Source organism: Dinoroseobacter shibae DFL 12 = DSM 16493 (assembly GCF_000018145.1).
GTDB classification, from domain to species: domain Bacteria; phylum Pseudomonadota; class Alphaproteobacteria; order Rhodobacterales; family Rhodobacteraceae; genus Dinoroseobacter; species Dinoroseobacter shibae.
In genome coordinates, this window is record NC_009952.1 from 2,468,777 (window position 1) to 2,486,403 (window position 17,627).

Sequence of the window (17,627 nt, forward strand, 5' to 3'; positions counted from 1 at the left end):
CGAGGGACGCCTTTTCCGATCGATATGGATACCAGTTCAGCGCGCGAGCGACCACCACCCGCGCCGCTTGGGCTTGGTGTCGTCGTCCTGCGCGGGCGCAGCCTCGTTGGCGGCCTCTGCAAGCTCGGGCTCCACGGCTTGGGGGTCTTCGGCCTCCGCTTCCGATGCCTCTTCGGAGACCGGTTGGCCGGTCTCCTCATCGGTCGTGTCGGATGCCTCGTCTCCGTGTTCGACAGGGGCCGTTTCGGCCGTCTCCGGCGTGGGATCGACCTCCGGGGCGGGCGCCTCAGACTCTGCGGGTTCAACCGGCGCTTCGGCCTCCGCTACAGGCTCGGCTTCCGCCGCAGGCGCGTCGGCCTTGGCCTCCGCAACCGGCTCGGGGGTCGGGGCGGGTTCAGGCGCAGAGACGTCTTCAGAGACAGCATCCCCATCGGGAGCAGCTTCACCCTCTTCTGCGTCGGACTTCCGGCGACGACGCCGACGACGCTTGGGTTTCGGGGCCTCTTCTGCCTCTGCCTCAACCGCCGGTTGGGAGGACTCCGCTTCTTCGGAAATGTCAGCTTGATCCGAGGAGTCCGCGTCTGCGGCGGATTGTGCCTCGTCGCTGCCATCTCCGTTGGACTCGCCGTTCTCGGTCCCACCGCCCCGGCGGGAGCGGCGGCGACGGCGGCGGCGCTTGCGCGGGGCCTGCTCTTCGCTGGTCTCCTCGGTGGCGGCAGTCTCTGCCTCGGTCTCGGTGTCGGCCTCTTCCTCGTCGGGCTCCTCCACGATCTCGGCCTCGTCCACGCCCGAGGTGTCGATCGACACAACCGGCGCGTCAAGCTCGACCACCTTGCGGGTCGCGGTCTTGAACTTGTCGATGGTGAAGTCCGCCCCCGAAAGTTCGTTCGAGGCCTCCAGCCGCACGGACAAACCGTAGCGCCCCTCGATCAGCGCGATATGCTCGCGCTTTTCGTTGAAGAGGTAGTTGATGACATTGACCGGCGCCTTGACGAGAACCTCGCGCACGCGGCGGCGCATGCCCTCTTCTTCCAGCGCGCGAACGATCGACAGCGCCAAGGAATTATCCGACCGGATCAGCCCGGTGCCATGACAATGGTTGCAAGGCTGGGTGGTGATTTCCAGCATCCCCGGACGCAGGCGCTGGCGCGACATCTCCAGAAGGCCAAAGCCCGAGATGCGGCCCACCTGGATGCGCGCGCGGTCGGTCTTCAGCTTGTCCTTCAGACGCTTCTCGACAGCGGTATTGTTGCGCCGCTCTTCCATGTCGATGAAGTCGATCACGATCAGACCGGCGAGGTCGCGCAGGCGGACCTGGCGGGCCACTTCCTCGGCGGCCTCCAGGTTTGTCTTGAGCGCGGTCTCCTCGATCGAGCCTTCCTTGGTGGCCCGGCCCGAGTTCACGTCGATCGCCACCAGCGCCTCGGTCACGCCGATCACGAGGTAGCCCCCGGATTTCAGCTGCACCGTGGGGTTGAACATGCCCGCGAGGTAGCTTTCCACCTGATACCGCGCAAAGAGCGGCAGGTTCTCATTGTAGAGCTTCACGTTCTTGGCGTGGGACGGCATGAGCATCTTCATGAAGTCCTTGGCCACCCGGTAGCCTTCTTCCCCCTCGACCAGCACCTCGTCGATATCGCGGCTGTAAAGATCGCGGATCGAGCGCTTGATGAGGTTGCCTTCCTCATAGATCGGGGCGGGCGCGATGGATTTCAGGGTCAAGTCGCGGATCTGCTCCCATAGCCGCTTGAGGTAGTCGTAGTCCCGCTTGATTTCGGTCTTGGTCCGCTTGGCCCCCGCCGTGCGCACGATCAGGCCCGCGCCGCGCGGCACCTCGATCTCGGAGGCGATCTCCTTGAGTTTCTTGCGGTCCACTGCATTGGTGATCTTGCGGCTGATGCCGCCGCCGCGGGCGGTGTTGGGCATCAACACGCAGTAGCGGCCCGCGAGGCTGAGATAGGTGGTCAGGGCCGCGCCCTTGTTGCCACGCTCTTCCTTGACGACCTGAACCAGCAGGACCTGACGGACCTTGATGACTTCCTGGATCTTGTAGCGGCGCTCCCGGCGCTGGCGGGGGCGGCGGATCTCTTCGGCCACATCCTCGTCGGCCACATCCTCGATACCGTCATCCTGGTCTGCGGCGTCGCTGTCGGCCGCCGCGGTCTCGTCCGTGGCCTCCTCGGACACCTCGACATCGGTTTTCTTGCGGCGTCGGCTGCGACGGCGCTTGGGCTTCTCGGCGGTTTCCTTATCGCCATCCGGGCCGGCGCCCGCGGCTTCGGCCACGAGGATCGGACCGTCCTCGGCCTCGCTGTCGGTCTCGACCACGTCCATGCCGGGGATGGACTGTGTCTGGCGCGGCGCGGCTTCGGCGACCGGCTTGTCCTCGGCAGGGGCGTCCTCGGCAGGGGCCTCCTCCGCTGCCGGGGATCCGGGCTCGGCTTGCGGGTCCGCGTCGGCCTCGCTCACCTCTTCGGATTTCACGGTCGGGTCATCGCCCTCTACCGCGTGCGGCATGGGGGGCTTGGCGGTATCTTCGTCCGCCTCGGCGGTCTCGGCCGGTTCGGCCTCGGCTGTCTGCGCTTCGGTCTCGGTTGTCGGCGCGTCCTCTGCGACATCTTCCGGCGCAGCCTGCGCCGCCTCGACTGCCGGGGCGTCTTTTGCATCCGGGCTGTCGGCAGCGTCCGCGTCCTGTGCCGTCTCGGCCTCGGCGGCATTGCTGTCGGCAGTGACCTCGGCCGCGTCCTCGTCCGACGTCTCGACCTTCTTCCGGCGACGGGAACGGCGCTTCTTCGGCTTGACCTCGTCCTCTTCCGCATCGGCGGTTGCAAAGGCCATTTCCTCGGCCAGCAACGCCTCGCGATCCGCCACCGGGATCTGATAGTAGTCCGGGTGAATTTCCGAGAAGGCGAGGAACCCGTGGCGATTGCCACCATAGTCCACGAAGGCCGCCTGCAGGGACGGCTCGACCCGTGTCACTTTCGCCAGATAGATATTTCCCGCAAGTTGCCGCTTGTTTACCGACTCAAAGTCGAATTCCTCGACCTTCGTTCCGTCGACCACCACAACGCGGGTCTCTTCCGCGTGGGTGGCATCGATGAGCATCTTCTTTGCCATGTTGTCTTTCTGCACGACAGAAATGGCCCGGGTGGCGCAAGCCCCCGGGATGTCAGCCGTGTATTTTGCTGTGCAATGGATATCGCGCGGCGCAGCACGGTCGGGGACAGAACCCCGGTCACCTCGGCTGCATGTCTTGCAGCCTGCCTGCTCGCCTTGTCGCGTTTCATCGCGTTTCTCCAGCTCCCGAGGGAGCAAACCGAACCCGCAAGAGCTTTGCGGAATGAACAGGGGATGACGGCCGCGTAGAGTGCGCAGAGCGGTCAGCCCCTTGAAAACACTGCACCCTGCAAAGGATCGGCGTTGATGCCTTGGTCCATGAAGCGGGGGCAGGTAAACCTGAAACCGGACGGCATCGCCATACGCTTGGCGAACGCCCGTTCGCCTAGATAAATCCAGTGGAGGTCAAAACACAATGATTGTTTTGCCCCCTCGGACCAGTTCGCATGCAAAAAGGGCGCCCCCTCGGGCCGCCCTTTCGCTTGTTAATAAAGGTTAATCAGTTCCCCAGCAGGTTCGGCACGATGGTCACCACGCCCGGGAAGGCAAAGAGCATTCCCAGGGCCGCCACCTGGATCAACACGAACGGCAACACCCCGCGATAGATATGACCCGTGGTCACCGAAGGCGGCGCCACCCCGCGCAAATAGAACAGCGCGAAGCCGAAAGGCGGTGTCAGGAACGAGGTCTGCAGGTTCACGGCAATCATGATCGTCACCCATTTCGGGTCCATTGTGCCGCCATAGATCACCGGACCCACGATCGGGATCACGATGTAGATGATCTCCAGGAAATCGAGCACGAAGCCCAGGATGAACAGCACCAGCATCACGATCAGGAACACCACCAGCTCGTTGTCGAAACTGCGCAGGAACTCCTGGATGTAATGCTCTCCGCCAAAGGAGATCACCACGAGGTTCAGGAGCTGCGATCCGATCAGGATGGTGAAGACCATCGAGGTCACCTTCGCCGTCTCGCGCACCACCGGGCTCAAAACCCCGCGGGTGAACAGCACCCAGCACGAATAGAGCAGCCCCAGCACCGCCACGTGATAGGCCGCCTGGGCGATGATGATCGCCACCCAATCCTGGAAGCTCACATCCGCCACGCCCGTTCGCAGGTCGAAATTGATGCCGATGACGATCAGGATAACGAGCGCGAAGGAAGCGCCGATGATCAGCTTGGCGTTACGCTCTTCTTCGCGCAGCTTGCGATAGGCCGCGAGCATGATCGCCCCGCCAGCGCCCAGCGCCGCCGCCGGGGTCGGGTTGGTAATCCCGCCCAGGATCGAGCCGAGCACCGCCACGATCAGGACCAGCGGTGGGAACACCACGCGGATCAGATCGTTCTGCGCCAGCCGCGTGATCGCCGCCCGAGAGCCATAAACAACCATGGCGAAAGGGATCGCCAGCAACGTGAACGCGCCACCGGGCGACATGGTCGCCGGGATCAGCAGGGCATCTGTCAGGAAGGCCAGCACGACCCCTGCCCCGCCGATCAGCAGCGGCACCGGGTTGGCCAGAGGGGCCACGCCACGGGCCACGATCAGCATCAGCCCGAAGAGCAGAAAGAACACGCTCAGGCCCGTGCCGATGGGCGCGATATCTTCCAGGCGCTCGGCCTGAGCCACCTCGAGCTCTTCGGCCGTCAGGTCGCGGCGCTCTGCAGCCCCGCCGCCTGCGGCGATCTGTTCAGCCTGCGCGACGGCCAGATCCCATTTTTCCTGCCCGTGCAGCTCGATCATCGAGGCCTGGCAGGCCGGGCTGACATTTGTGCGCAGCTCCGCTGTCTCGCCCAGCTCCGTCATGGTCGACACGGCGGTCGATTGGGAGCCGATCACGCCCACATTCATCGACAGGATGATCGCCGCAATCAGACCGAAAGGCGCCACCAGAAACCAGGTCAGCGCCTCGTTGCGGGTAATGACCTCACCGGCGGGTGCATCACTGACCACGGGTGGAGCCTTGGAGGGATTGAAGGCCGCGTAGCCAAAAGCATAAAGCGCATAGAGCACCGCCAACATCACCCCCGGCAGCACGGCCGCCTGGAAGAGCGTGCCCACCGACAGAACCGCCGGCTCGCCGAGGAAGGTCAGCGCGTCGGTGCACCCCGCAAGAACCGCGCGCTTCTCCTGCCCGGTGGCGTACATGTCGCCCGCCAGTGTCCCCAGCAGGACGATCACAATGGACGGCGGAATGATCTGGCCCAGCGTGCCCGAGGCCGCGATCACGCCGGTGGACAGCTCCTTGGAATAGCCGTTGCGCAACATGGTGGGCAGGGCCAGCAGCCCCATGGTCACGACGGTCGCGCCCACGATCCCCGTGGAGGCCGCAAGGAAGGCCCCCACCACCACGATGGACACGGCCAGACCGCCGGGCAGCGGGCCGAACACCCGCGCCATGGTGGTCAGCAGGTCATTGGCGATCTTGGAGCGCTCCAGCGTGATGCCCATCATCACGAACATCAGAACCGCCAACAATGTCTCGATGCTCTGGCCCGCGATCACCCGCTCGTTCAGGCGGTTGACGATGAAGGACAGGTTCCGATCCATCGCCTGTTCCCAGCCGCCGGGAAAGAGCGCCTCTTCGACCCTAGGCAGTTCGGGGTAGCGGAACACGCTGATCGCCTCGCGCGCCACGCCCTCGGCCATCAGGGCCGCGTATTCCGCGCTGCCCGTGTCGATTGCCTGGTGAATGAGCAGCCCCGCGCTGTCCAGTGCCGCGATGATCCCGAAAGAGATCACCCCCGCCCCGCCGATGGCGAAGGCCACGGGGAAGCCCGACATGATCCCGCCAAACAGGCACAGGAACACGATGATCAGGCCAATCTCGATGCCGTCCAAACCGAAAATCATGATGTCAGCCCCATGCCCTAGTGGATTTCCGCGACGCGTTCGGCGTCTTCGTCACCCAAGGCATCCTTGTCGTGATACTTGCCAGCGCTCTCCTCGCCCTCGCGCCATTCCTGGAAAGAGCGAAAGAAGAACGCCACCGCCTGCAGGAAGACCATGGCCACGAACAGGCAGATCAGGATCTTGAACAGGAAATATCCGTCGAACCCTTGCGGGCTGAAGCCCACGGTTTCGACATTCCAGCGCACCGCGCGCGCCTTCAACATCATCCGGTCGAACGGGTCGGACGCGCTGATCTTGGGTGTGATCAGGTGGCGCCACATGAAAAACCACGAATAGAGCCAGATCAGCACCATGGCCGGCATCATGAACAGAAGGCTGCCCGCCATGTCGATCACCTTCTTGGTTCGGTGCTTGACCACCGAATAGACCAGATCCACGCGCACATGCCCGCCCTGAACGAACGTATAGGCGCAGCACAGGCAGACGACGATCGCGTTATAAAGTTTAAGTTCCTCGCCGAACCAACTGAGATCCTTGGTAAATGTATACCCGAACGGCCCGATTGAAATCTGGCTGACGAGGAAGAACCGCTGCAGCATCACGATCAGGATCTGCTGAACCACCATCAGCAAACCCGCCCAGGCCGCGACGCGCCCGACCACGTTCGCGAACCCTTCCAGCCCGATCACCATGCCCCACATGGCCCGGGGCCGCGCGATGCCGATGGCAAGGGCCACGAGGAAAGCCGTCAGCAGGAAAAAGAAGAACTCCACCGAGGCGCCGTAATAGGCAAAGCGCATCAGCGCTTCCTTGTCTTCGGTCGTCTCAAGCCCACCGATCCAGCCAAGCCATTGGCCCGGGTTCAGGATCGCCCAGGCGGTGTTGTAGAAAGCCAATCCGATATTCTGGAGGACCCACCAGACCCCGCCTGCGATACTCGCCAGAGCACTGACTTGCGCTTCACTCTCCATGGGAGTTCCCTCATCGTCATCTCGGGGCGCGACGGACAGACCTCGCCGTGCCACCCCGGTCTGTCCATGAGACAAAGGCCCCGCTCGGGGGCCCTTGCCGTTCGTCTTGTCGCTTTAGCCGAGCACGCGGTTGCGCTGCTCCACGAAATAGGCGTCCGACTTCAGCAGCCAGTCCGAGCTCTTGGCCAGCGAGGCGTCGAAGCTGTTGCGGATCTTGGCATAGAGCTCGTCGCCCATGTTTTCGTCGAGAACTTCCTTGGAGGCCGCGCCGAACGCATCCCAGACATCGTCGGGGAATTGCAGGGTGCGCACGCCCTGGGCCTGCAGACGCGCCAAGGCTGCGCCGTTCATGGCCAGTGTCTGGCTCAGCTGGTAGTTCGTCGTGGCCTTGGCCGCGTTGTCCATGATCGCCTGATGTTCCGGCGACAGCTCGTTCCAGACGTCCAGGTTGACCGATGCGGTCAGCCCGGAGCCCGGCTCGTGGAAGCCGGCGGTGTAGTAGATCTTGGCGACCTCCTGGAAGCCGGCCTTCTCGTCCGCGGCGGGACCGACCCACTCCAGACCGTCGAGGGCACCCGAAGACAGCGCCTGGTAGAGCTCGCCACCGGGGATGTTCTGCACCGAGGCGCCGAGCTTGCCGAGCACCTGCCCGCCGAGGCCCGGCATCCGGAAGCGCAGACCGTTGAAGTCTTCGGCCGAGGTGATCTCGTTGCGGAACCAGCCGCCGGACTGGGAGCCGGAGTTGCCGCACTGCATGGAGTGCATGCCGAAGATCGCGCCCAGCTCGTTGTGCAGGTCCTGACCCCCGTCATGGTAGTACCAGTTGGTCAGTTCCTGTGCCGTCGCGCCGAAAGGCACCGCGCAGAAATATGCGTAGCCCGGATGCTGTCCGATCCAGTAGTAGTCGGCCGAATGGTAGATGTCGGCCTGACCTGCGGCCACCGCGTCGAATACCTCGAACGCACCGACAAGCTCACCCGGGGCCTTTTTCTCGATGATCAGGCTGCCGCCCGACATCGCATTGACCGCCTCGTTGAAGTAGGTCGCAGCATCATCCAGAACCGCGAAGCCGCGCGGCCAGGACGTCACCATGGTCAGTGTGCGCGTGCTCTGCGCGATGGCCGGTGCGGCCAACCCTGCGCTTGCCGCAGCCGCGGTCCCGCCCAGTGCCGATGTCCGCAAAAAAGAACGACGATCCATAAAATCCTCCCCTCGGGTTTGTCGATGCCCACCCTTTGCAAGATGGGCGGATCGTTAACAGTGGCGCGAACCTAGACAATCCACCTGCAACGCGGAATACCCACCAGTCGGTATTGATGAAAATAATATCTGAAGGGCAGGCTTCCGTAACGTCAAACGGCCGAACGCGACGCTTGGCATCGGTCCGCGGAAGGCGCTAGAACCTGACATGGCCCGGTTCATTGCCCCGTATCTGAAGCGCTTGCAGGTCAGCTATGGCCAGAAGCTCTTTCTGCTGGCGACCATTCCACTCGTGCTCGCGGTGGCCGCGATCTCGGTCGTGGTGGCCGACCAGGGCCGTCAACTGGCGGAGCGCGAGATCTCAGGGCTGGAAACCCAGCTGATCGAGGCCAAGAAGCGCGAGCTGCGCAATTACATCCAGCTGGCCCGCACCGCGTTCTTTGCCGAATACGGCCGCGCCGCCCCCGATGACGAGGCCGCCAAGGAACGGGTGACCCAGATCCTCGCCGCCATGCTCTATGGGCGCGACGGGTTCTTCTTCGTCTATCATTATGACGGAACCAACCTCGTGAGCCCGCGCCAGACCGAGCTGATCAACCGCAACTGGACCGGCCGCACCGACAGCAACGGCGTCCCCGTGGTGGACGAGTTGGTCCGCATCGCGCGCGCCGGGGCGGGGTATCACACCTATGACTGGGTCAAACCCTCCACGGGCGAAGAGGCGCGGATGATCACCTACGTGGTCGGCCTGCAAGACTGGCAATGGGCGCTGGGGACCGGCATTTTCATCGACGACGTGCTGACGCACGTGGCCGCGGCCCGCGCCGCGACCGAGTCCCGCATCGCGCAGACCTTCTTCTGGATCGGGGCGATCACGCTGGCGGCCCTGCTGGCGGTGTTTGCCTCCGGTTTGCTGATCAACATCCGCGAGCGGCGGCTGGCAGACGCCAAACTCAAGGCGCTGACCCAGCGCGTCCTCGACACCCAGGAGGAAGAGCGCGGCCGCGTGGCCCGCGAGTTGCATGACAGCATCAGCCAACTTCTCGTGGGCATCCGCTACGCGCTGGAACTGGCCCGAAGGCGGGTCCAGACCGGCGACGCGCGCGCCCAGGAGAATATCGAGAAGGGCATCGATGGGCTGAACGGCGCCATCCAGGAGGTCCGCCGCATCAGTCGCGACCTGCGCCCGGGACAGCTCGACGATCTTGGCCTCGGCCCTGCGATCCAAGACCTGGCCGAGGAGTTCACCAAGCGCACCGGCATCCGCGCGGAAATGAAAACGGTCGTGTTCCGGAATCGCCTCGACCCGGAGGCCAAGATCGCGCTCTACCGTATCGCCCAGGAGGCCCTGACAAATATCGAACGTCACGCCCAGGCCACCGAAGTGCATCTGGACCTCTTCGGACACCAGACCGGCGCGACCCTGCGGGTGGCCGACAACGGGCGCGGCCTGGCCAATGTCTCCCGCGGCGCGGGCGGGCTCGGCCTGCGCAACATGCAGGAGCGGGTCGAACAGCTCGACGGCACGCTGCAGGTTTTCTCCTCGGAGGCTGGCACCCGAATTGACGCCACCGTGCCACTCAGTCACATCCTGCCCCCAGAACCGGCCGCCCGCAGCACCGCGGCCCCCGTCCGAAAGGTCCGCGCATGACACTCGCACCCGATACGCCGCCGCGCACCAAGGTCGTTATCGTCGATGATCATCCGATGGTCGCAGAGGGCATCGAGGCGATCCTTGAAACCTACGACGACCTGCAGGTCATCGGACGCCTCTGCAATGGGCGCGAGCTGGTCGAGCAGGTTGAAACCCTTGCGCCGGACGTGATCCTGCTGGACCTGAACATGCCCGAGATCAACGGGCTGAGCGCGACCGAGATGGTGCTGGAAAAATGCCCCGACACCCGGATCCTGATCCTGTCGATGCATGACAGCGCCGAATACATCTCGACCGCCATGAGCCACGGCGCGCGGGGCTATATCCTCAAGGATGTGCTTACCGACGAGATCCGCCTCGCCATCGAGGCCGTGATGCGAGGCGAGACCTACATGTGCACCGGCGCGTCGGCCTCACTGGAGCCCAACACGGCCGACGGGCGCGAACCGCTGACCTCGCGGGAGCAGACGATCCTGCTGCAACTGGCCTCGGGAAAGTCCAACAAGGAAGTGGCGGCGACATTGGACATCTCGGTCCGGACGGTCGAGACCCATCGCAAGAACATCAAGCGCAAGCTGGGCATATCGTCCACCGCGGGGCTGACCCGCTACGCCATGGAGCATGGCGTTTTGCAAGGCACCGGCGTCGATCTCTGACACGCTCCCGCAGCGCGCCTGCGACGGGCCGCGAAGGGCACAGGCGGATTAAGATTTCCCTAGCGCTCCGCACGGTTAAATTATTGTAAACACGCCACAAAACCTTCCCCGCGGGGAAGGTTTCAGAGGCCAGATCGCCGCCCGAAGCGGGTCATTCGCCCGTTTTGAGCGTTTGCGCCTCCACGCGCCTCACGGCCGCGTCGCAGCGGCCAGACCGGCCCCGCCCTCAGACCGGCGCGATATCGCCCTCGGCCTGCTGCGCCAGAAACCGCGCCTCGAACCCTGCGAAATCCCCGGCACCGATCGCATCGCGCATCCCCTGCATCAACTCCTGGTAGTAATGCAGGTTGTGCCAGGTCAGCAGCATCGAGGACAGAATTTCACCGGCCCGGAACACATGGTGCAGATAGGCCCGACTGTAACTGCGGCAGGCCGGGCAGGTGCAATCCTCGTCCAGCGGACGCGGATCATCCGCATGGCGCGCGTTCTTGATGTTGACCACCCCGCGCCGGGTGAAGACCTGCCCCGTGCGGCCCGACCGCGACGGCAGCACGCAGTCGAACATGTCGATGCCCCGCTTGACCGCGCCCACCAGGTCGCCGGGCTTGCCGACCCCCATCAGGTAACGCGGCTTGTCCTCGGGCAGCATTCCGGGGGCGTAATCCAGCACGCCGAACATCGCCTCCTGCCCCTCGCCCACCGCGAGCCCGCCGACTGCGTAGCCGTCGAACTCGATGGCCCGCAGCGCCTCGGCGCTCTTGCCGCGCAGATCCTCCTCCAGCCCGCCCTGCTGGATCCCGAAGAGCGCATGCCCCGGCCAGTCCCCGAACGCCTCGCGCGACCGCGCGGCCCAGCGCATGGACAACTCCATGCTCTCGGTGATCCGCTCCCGCGGCGCGGGCAAGGCCGGGCACTCGTCGAAGCACATGACGATATCCGATCGGAGCAGTTTCTGGATCTCCATCGACCGCTCGGGACTGAGCATGTGTTTCGAGCCATCGATATGGCTCTTGAAAGTCACGCCCTGCTCGGTGAGCTTGCGCAACCCGGTCAGGCTCATCACCTGGAACCCGCCGGAATCGGTCAGGATCGGCCGGTCCCAGTTCATGAACCTGTGTAACCCGCCGAGGCGCGCGATCCGCTCCGCCGTGGGGCGCAGCATCAGGTGGTAGGTATTGCCCAGCAGGATATCCGCCCCGGTCTCGCGCACGCTTTCGGGGCGCATGGCCTTGACCGTGGCCGCCGTGCCCACCGGCATGAAGGCCGGCGTCCGGATCTCTCCGCGGGGCGTGTTGATACGGCCAAGCCGCGCCGCCCCGTCCTGTCCGAGGCGCGTGAAGGAAAATCTCTGTGTCATGCCCTGCTGTTAGGAGCCTTGTCCGCTCTCGTCACGCGAAAACCGGAGGGGACCCCCGCTTCCGACCTGCGTCCCGCCGCCGCGGTGAGCGAGTTCGACCTGCGCACTTCGGATCGCGAAACGCAAGTCGCGCGCCGTTGCGGTCATACCCGCACGCGCGACAAGAAAGAGCAGATTTTCCAACTCGTCCGGGAGCCAGGCAAGATCAACCCTCTTTCGAGCATCTCGCTTCTTTTCGGGGTCCTGTAAGAGATTATTTTCCATGCCTTGCCTATTTTGTCATTCCATTCTGCCGTCTGACGGAATTGCCTCATCCCGTAACTGCGCGACACTGGCCTGACATTCACACTCTTGTTTGATGAGATCAATTGATGCATGATATTATATGTATCGGATTAATCGATACGACCCATCGGGCACGCCGCATCCAAGCCACACTCACGGACGCATGCCCACGCATATAAAATGCGGTGTTTGCACGGTTTTCCGTGCGCGCACCCCTTCAGGGACTCGAGCGAGGGTATGAAGGATCTGGATATCTACGGCCTCGACGGCCGTCAATTGAAGCTATTCCTGTGTGTATTCGATACTGTTTCGGTCAGTCGGGCCGCGGATCAACTGGGGATCACGCAATCTACGGCCAGCCATGGGCTGGAAAGGTTGCGAAAAGCACTCGGCGATCCGCTATTCGTCAAATCGGGTCGTGGCATTGCGCCGACCGACACGGCAAAGGAATTGGCACCCCGGGTGCGCGCGGTTCTGATCGGTCTGGAGGGGTTACGCACAAGCGCCACCTATGACCCGGCCCAAGACACCGGGGCCTTCCGGATCGCGACCAACGTGACCGAAATCCTGCCCAAGCTCATCGAGATCAAGGCCCGGATTTGCAAGGCCGCCCCCCATGTCACCATCCACTTCCACGACATGGGTTCACGGGTAAATGCCGGCGAACTGCTCTCTGCCGGGGCGGCAGACCTGGTGATCGCCGTGAGCCTGCCGAGTTACCCGTCCCTGTTGCTGGCCGAGCGGCTCTATTCGGACCGATCTGTCTGTTACTACTGCCCCAAGCAACGTGGCCCGATCGAAAGCGTCGAGGATTTCGTGGAAGCCAAGCATGCGGCCCTCGACTTCGGAGCATCCATAAAGAGCTCGGTCGGACAAGAACTGGAGCGACAGGGCATCATTCGGCGCATCCGGATGACCGCACCCAATTCCCACACACTGGCGGAACTCATGCGCGATTCCGATTACGTGGCGACGATGCCCCTGCGACTGCACAAGACCGTCTTCAAGGACTTCAGCTACAGCACACCGCCAATGGCGCTGCCCCCGATCACCCATGACATGCTCTGGCATGTGCGCAACGACAATGCTGCGCGGAACAGCTGGTTGCGCGAGGTGGTTCGCTCCACACGTTAGCGCCCCTTTACGGGCGGGACGCAAAACCTTATATCTTTGGTCAACAATCCTGAGAGATAGATATGAGCGTAGAGACCCCCCCGATGGAAGGTGCGCCGCTGATCCGGCCTTCGAGCACGGACCACCCCTTGCACGAGCAGATCGTCGAGGCCTGCCGATCGGTGTTCGACCCGGAGATCCCGGTGAACATCTATGATCTCGGCCTGATCTACACGATCGAGATCAGCGACGAGGCCGAGGTGGATATCATCATGACCCTCACGGCCCCGGGTTGCCCCGTGGCGGGCGAAATGCCCGGCTGGGTCGCCGAAGCGGTCGAGCCGCTGCCCGGCGTGAAGCAGGTCAACGTGGCCCTGACCTGGGAGCCGCCCTGGGGCATGGAAATGATGTCCGACGAAGCCCGGCTCGAACTGGGCTTCATGTAACCCGTCCGCCTCGGACTTGTGGCACGCATACGCGGCGCCTACATCTGCTCCAGACGCAAAGGACCCTGATCATGTTTGGTATCCCCGGCAAGGCCCCCGTGACCATCACCGACCGTGCGGCGGCGCATATCGGCAAGCTCATGGCGCAGGGCAACAAGCAAGGCCTGCGGATCGGGGTCAAGAAGGGCGGTTGCGCGGGCATGGAATACACCATGGACTACGTGGACGAGATCGACCCCCATGACGAGGTGGTCGAGACCGGCGAAGCCCGGGTGATGATCGCGCCCATGGCGCAGATGTTCCTGTTCGGGACCGAGATCGATTACGAAACCTCCCTGCTCGAATCCGGGTTCAAGTTCCGCAATCCGAATGTGGTCGATGCCTGCGGATGCGGTGAATCGATCAAGTTCGACGAAGCGCTCGCCGCGAAAACCTGAGCCTGCGCGCCTGCGCGGTCACTCCGGCTTGCGCCGGGGACGGCGCGGTTGCGGGCGGCTGGGGATTTCCTTCAGAAGCCCGCCAACCCCCATGGCCGCGATATCCGCGCCCGTGACCTGCAACCCGCACGCCACCCTCTCCAGCACCCAATCCGCGCCATTGAGCGCGGGCGACCGCGCACAACCCGGCAGCCCGATCACCGGCCGCGGCCCGATCTCGCCCAGAAACAACAGGTTGCCCGGGTCCACGGGCATGCCGAACCGGGTCACCTGTCCGCCTGCCGCGCGCACCCCTTCCGGCCCGACATCCGCCGGGTCCGAGGTGGCGGAGGCGGTCAGCAAGAGCGCCATCTCACCATCGAGACCGGCCAGGGCCGCCCCGATCTCGGCGGTGTTGTGGCCGGTCACGCGGGTCTCGGCCAATGACATGCCCAGCTGGATCAGCCGCGTCTCGATCGCCGCAATGCTCTTGTCGCGCAAACGGGCATCGGCGGGCCCGAACTCCGTCAGAACCAGCCCCGCGGAGCTGTAGCGGGCCGGGCGCAGACGCAAGCTGCCCGCGCCACACTGCGCGGCCTGCTGCGCGGCGTCGGCGGCCACGCCATAGGCAATGATCTTGACCGTCCCGACCAGCATACCCGGTGTAACGCGGGCATATTGCGGCACGGTGGCCAGGGTAATCAACGGATCGACGGAGTTCAGCGCCTCGATGGCCGGAACATCTATCTCAATTATTCCAGAGGCTTCCGCCACGATATTCACCCGACCTGTGAAGGGCTCGGTGATCCGCAGATGCGGCCGGGAGGCCTCTGGCACCAGCGCGGCGGCCACCCGCGCCGCAGCGGCGTTCTCATCGATATCCCCCGGCTCGAGCCGGGCGACGATCACCTCGTCGAGACCGGTCTGCGCGATCTCGGCCAGCATCTGCGAGGTCAGAACCGTCCCCTTGGACAGCTTGCCCGACGGCAGCCGCAGCGCATGGGCCAGCAGGGCGCCTTCCGCCTTGGTCAAGGGAACCGCTCCGAACTTCATGGCGCCTTCCGCAGCCGGTCCGTGATTTCGGCCATGATCGATATGGCGATCTCGGCGGGCGATTTTGCCCCGATGTCGAGACCCACGGGCGCGTGGATGCGCGCGATCGCGGCCTCGTCGAACCCGGCCTCCTGCAAGCGCGCGACCCGTTTGGCGTGGGTCCGCGTCGATCCGAGACAGCCGAGGTAGAAACACGGCGCGCCAAGCGCAACCTCGATGGCCGGATCGTCCAGCTTGGGATCATGGGTCAGGGTGACCACCGCCGTGCGCGCGTCGAGCCCATGCGCCTTCAATGCGGCATCCGGCCATTCGTCGAGGATCGTCTCGCCGGGAAAGCGCGCCTCCGAGCCGAAGGCCGCCCGCGGATCGACGAGGACCGGATCATACCCCGCCAGCCGCGCCATGGCCAGCAAGGGCTGGGCGATATGTACGGCCCCCACCACCACCATGCGCAGGGGCGGATTATGCAGCCCGAGAAACCAGTCGCCTTCGAAACCGGACTTGTCCGCCCGTGCCCGCGACATCAGCGCCGGGCACAGCGGATCATCGGTGTCCGGGCGGACAAGGCGTCGCTCCCACGTGTCCGGGTTCACCGCCAGCGCGACCGGGGCCCGGGCGGCGCGGGCCGCGACCAGGTCGGCCAGCATGTCCTCGGAAACATGTGGCCCCACCGGTTCGACGATCACGCGAATCTGCCCACCACAGGCGAGCCCGACGGCAAAGGCCTCGTCGTCGCTGACCCCGAAGGTCATGGAACTGGCCTTGCCGCTCTCGATGGCGTCGAGGGCCTCGGCCACCACCGCACCTTCGACACAGCCGCCCGAGACCGACCCGGCCAATTCAGCCTCCCCCGAGATCACCAGCTGGCTCCCGATGGGGCGCGGCGCGGAGCCCCAGGTCTCCACCACCGTGGCGATCACGGCACCCTTGCCCTGCCGGTGCCAGGCCAGTGCCTGCTCGGGCATCTGATCGTGCGATATCGTCATGGAGCACCTCCCGCCGCGACTATGACCCAAAGGCCAACGGGGGACCAGAGGCCGCGCGGAGCTGCAAACACGCGAAACCCTGCCGGACCTCGGTCCGGGGCTCCTCCCCCTCTCGCGCTGCGCCCGGCGCATCCTATATGTAGCAGGAACACTCGCCGCTGGAGGCCAGGATGGTCAGCGCCGCAACCCTCGCCGCGTTCAGATACGGCTACGGCCCCCGGCCTGACGGGGCGAAGGTGCGCGATGCCGCGGGCCTGCTCGCCAGCCTGCCGGACGCGGGCCTGCCGTTTACCGACGACTGGGACACGCGCTACGCGATCTTCGAGATGATCCGGCAGGCCCGCCGGGACCGCGACAGGGGCGTGGACGGGAGCATGCAGCGCAGCCGCAGCGCCAACCGGGCTTTCGCACAGTATCTGCGCCGGGACCAGCGGCGCGCCGTTCAGGCCGCGATGGAATCGCCCACGGGCTTCGATCAGCGCCTGCTCGCGTTCTGGATCGATCATTTTACCGCGGCTCAGACCTTCCCGCGCTTGTCCCTGGCCTTGCCGCACATGCACGCGACAGCCATCGGCCCGCACATTACCGGCCGCTTCAAGGACATGCTGCGCGCGGTGATCACGCACCCGGCCATGGTGATGTATCTCGACCAGGGGCGGAGTTTCGGCCCCAACAGCCCCGCAGGGCTGGAACGCGGTCGGGGGTTGAACGAGAACCTCGCGCGGGAGCTGTTGGAGTTGCACACGCTTGGCGTTGACGCGGGCTATACCCAGACCGATGTGCGCGAGCTGGCCGAGTTGCTCACCGGGCTTGCCCATGGACCCGATGGCTACGCCTTCTACCGCGGGCGGGTGGAGCCGGGGCCGGAAACCGTGATGGGGCGCACCTATCACAGCGACCGGCCGGGCATCGAGCCGATCGCGCAGGTTCTTGACGATCTCGCCGCACATCCCGAGACCGCCCAGCACCTGGCGCGCAAGCTCGTCGTACATTTCCTTGGCGCCCCGGCACCACGGGACCTGGTTGCGGATATGGCCGATGCCTATCTCGCCACGGACACGCGCTTGACGGCGCTCTACGATGTGATGTTGCACGACCCCCGAGCCTGGCACCCGCAGGCGGTGAAGGCACGGACGCCCTTCGAGTTCGTGGTGGCGGCCCTGCGCGCCGCAGGCACCGATCCCGCGCAGCTCAGCGGCCTGCGCCCGCGCGAGGTCAACCGGGACTTCCTGCAACCGCTGGCGCAAATGGGTCAACCGCTCTGGCGGCCCCAGGGTCCCGACGGATGGCCCGAAGCACCCGAGGCATGGATCACGCCGGTGGGCCTTTCGGCACGGCTGCGCTGGAGCGACGGGTTCGCCAAGCGGATGCTCGGCGGCTCGGACCCCCGCGACTTTCTCGACACGGCCGTCGGGGATGCCGCGTCGCCCACCCTGCGATTTGCCGTGGCCGGGGCCGAGGATCGCATCGAAGGCCATGTGATCGTCTTGGCCAGCCCTGAATTCAACCGCCGGTAAGG

At 64.9% G+C, this 17,627-nt stretch carries 14 protein-coding genes; 7 read left to right on the forward strand and 7 right to left on the reverse strand.

The window, feature by feature from the left end:
- Positions 1-36 precede the first annotated feature (36 nt).
- The 4 genes from DSHI_RS11905 to DSHI_RS11920 form a co-directional block, all read right to left on the reverse strand.
- Positions 37-3,117, reverse strand: a complete 3,081-nt coding sequence (locus DSHI_RS11905) for an Rne/Rng family ribonuclease (protein ID WP_012179007.1) — start codon at positions 3,115-3,117, stop codon at positions 37-39.
- Between the two features lie 499 nt (positions 3,118-3,616).
- The gene (locus DSHI_RS11910) at positions 3,617-5,971 is read right to left on the reverse strand and encodes a TRAP transporter large permease (RefSeq protein WP_012179008.1); all 2,355 of its coding nucleotides are present in this window, start codon (positions 5,969-5,971) and stop codon (positions 3,617-3,619) included.
- A gap of 17 nt (positions 5,972-5,988) precedes the next feature.
- Positions 5,989-6,942, reverse strand: a complete 954-nt coding sequence (locus DSHI_RS11915) for a TRAP transporter small permease subunit (protein ID WP_012179009.1) — start codon at positions 6,940-6,942, stop codon at positions 5,989-5,991.
- Between the two features lie 114 nt (positions 6,943-7,056).
- On the reverse strand, positions 7,057-8,142 hold the full coding sequence (locus DSHI_RS11920) for a TRAP transporter substrate-binding protein (protein WP_012179010.1): 1,086 nt from the start codon (positions 8,140-8,142) through the stop codon (positions 7,057-7,059).
- Positions 8,143-8,350: 208 nt separating this feature from the next.
- On the opposite strand from DSHI_RS11920, the gene DSHI_RS11925 reads away from it, so the two are divergent.
- Both DSHI_RS11925 and DSHI_RS11930 read left to right on the forward strand, forming a co-directional pair.
- A complete protein-coding gene (locus tag DSHI_RS11925) occupies positions 8,351-9,793 on the forward strand; it encodes a cache domain-containing protein (protein ID WP_012179011.1) in 1,443 nt (480 codons plus the stop codon).
- Positions 9,790-10,452, forward strand: coding sequence for a response regulator transcription factor (locus tag DSHI_RS11930; protein ID WP_012179012.1), 663 nt, complete (start codon positions 9,790-9,792; stop codon positions 10,450-10,452). The genes DSHI_RS11925 and DSHI_RS11930 overlap by 4 nt, the downstream gene beginning before the upstream one ends.
- A 226-nt stretch (positions 10,453-10,678) precedes the next feature.
- Here DSHI_RS11930 and tgt read toward each other — a convergent pair whose 3' ends face one another.
- Positions 10,679-11,809 (reverse strand): tRNA guanosine(34) transglycosylase Tgt, encoded by a 1,131-nt coding sequence (gene tgt / locus DSHI_RS11935; RefSeq protein WP_012179013.1) that lies wholly within the window; start codon positions 11,807-11,809, stop codon positions 10,679-10,681.
- An 18-nt stretch (positions 11,810-11,827) separates the two neighbouring features.
- Here tgt and DSHI_RS11940 point away from each other — a divergent pair, with 18 nt between their 5' ends.
- The 4 genes from DSHI_RS11940 to DSHI_RS11955 all read left to right on the forward strand — a co-directional run bounded on the left by DSHI_RS11940 (position 11,828) and on the right by DSHI_RS11955 (position 14,090).
- Entirely contained in the window at positions 11,828-12,058 is a 231-nt protein-coding gene (locus DSHI_RS11940; protein ID WP_044027839.1) for a hypothetical protein, read from the forward strand.
- A 273-nt stretch (positions 12,059-12,331) separates the two neighbouring features.
- Positions 12,332-13,228 carry a LysR family transcriptional regulator gene (locus DSHI_RS11945; RefSeq protein WP_044027841.1) on the forward strand — a complete coding sequence of 299 codons (897 nt, stop codon included), beginning with the start codon at positions 12,332-12,334 and terminating at the stop codon, positions 13,226-13,228.
- Between the two features lie 62 nt (positions 13,229-13,290).
- Positions 13,291-13,653, forward strand: a complete 363-nt coding sequence (locus DSHI_RS11950; protein WP_012179015.1) for an SUF system Fe-S cluster assembly protein — start codon at positions 13,291-13,293, stop codon at positions 13,651-13,653.
- A 71-nt stretch (positions 13,654-13,724) separates the two neighbouring features.
- Positions 13,725-14,090 (forward strand): HesB/IscA family protein, encoded by a 366-nt coding sequence (locus DSHI_RS11955; RefSeq protein WP_012179016.1) that lies wholly within the window; start codon positions 13,725-13,727, stop codon positions 14,088-14,090.
- A gap of 18 nt (positions 14,091-14,108) precedes the next feature.
- On the opposite strand, the gene DSHI_RS11960 is transcribed toward DSHI_RS11955, so the two are convergent.
- Positions 14,109-15,122, reverse strand: coding sequence for a molybdopterin-binding protein (locus DSHI_RS11960; protein WP_012179017.1), 1,014 nt, complete (start codon positions 15,120-15,122; stop codon positions 14,109-14,111).
- On the reverse strand, positions 15,119-16,108 hold the full coding sequence (locus DSHI_RS11965) for an XdhC family protein (protein WP_012179018.1): 990 nt from the start codon (positions 16,106-16,108) through the stop codon (positions 15,119-15,121). Before DSHI_RS11965 ends, DSHI_RS11960 begins: the two co-directional genes overlap by 4 nt.
- Before the next feature lie 170 nt (positions 16,109-16,278).
- Here DSHI_RS11965 and DSHI_RS11970 point away from each other — a divergent pair, with 170 nt between their 5' ends.
- The gene (locus DSHI_RS11970) at positions 16,279-17,625 is read left to right on the forward strand and encodes a DUF1800 domain-containing protein (RefSeq protein ID WP_012179019.1); all 1,347 of its coding nucleotides are present in this window, start codon (positions 16,279-16,281) and stop codon (positions 17,623-17,625) included.
- Positions 17,626-17,627: the final 2 nt, after the last annotated feature.

What these genes read in the sequence shown, in the direction of transcription:
- DSHI_RS11905 (WP_012179007.1), bottom strand. Translation starts at nt 3,117, where the DNA reads ATGGCAAAGAAGATGCTCATCGATGCCACCCACGCGGAAGAGACCCGC.
- DSHI_RS11910 (WP_012179008.1), bottom strand. Translation starts at nt 5,971, where the DNA reads ATGATTTTCGGTTTGGACGGCATCGAGATTGGCCTGATCATCGTGTTC.
- DSHI_RS11915 (WP_012179009.1), bottom strand. Translation starts at nt 6,942, where the DNA reads ATGGAGAGTGAAGCGCAAGTCAGTGCTCTGGCGAGTATCGCAGGCGGG.
- DSHI_RS11920 (WP_012179010.1), bottom strand. Translation starts at nt 8,142, where the DNA reads ATGGATCGTCGTTCTTTTTTGCGGACATCGGCACTGGGCGGGACCGCG.
- DSHI_RS11925 (WP_012179011.1), top strand. Translation starts at nt 8,351, where the DNA reads ATGGCCCGGTTCATTGCCCCGTATCTGAAGCGCTTGCAGGTCAGCTAT.
- DSHI_RS11930 (WP_012179012.1), top strand. Translation starts at nt 9,790, where the DNA reads ATGACACTCGCACCCGATACGCCGCCGCGCACCAAGGTCGTTATCGTC.
- tgt (WP_012179013.1), bottom strand. Translation starts at nt 11,809, where the DNA reads ATGACACAGAGATTTTCCTTCACGCGCCTCGGACAGGACGGGGCGGCG.
- DSHI_RS11945 (WP_044027841.1), top strand. Translation starts at nt 12,332, where the DNA reads ATGAAGGATCTGGATATCTACGGCCTCGACGGCCGTCAATTGAAGCTA.
- DSHI_RS11950 (WP_012179015.1), top strand. Translation starts at nt 13,291, where the DNA reads ATGAGCGTAGAGACCCCCCCGATGGAAGGTGCGCCGCTGATCCGGCCT.
- DSHI_RS11955 (WP_012179016.1), top strand. Translation starts at nt 13,725, where the DNA reads ATGTTTGGTATCCCCGGCAAGGCCCCCGTGACCATCACCGACCGTGCG.
- DSHI_RS11960 (WP_012179017.1), bottom strand. Translation starts at nt 15,122, where the DNA reads ATGAAGTTCGGAGCGGTTCCCTTGACCAAGGCGGAAGGCGCCCTGCTG.
- DSHI_RS11965 (WP_012179018.1), bottom strand. Translation starts at nt 16,108, where the DNA reads ATGACGATATCGCACGATCAGATGCCCGAGCAGGCACTGGCCTGGCAC.
- DSHI_RS11970 (WP_012179019.1), top strand. Translation starts at nt 16,279, where the DNA reads ATGGTCAGCGCCGCAACCCTCGCCGCGTTCAGATACGGCTACGGCCCC.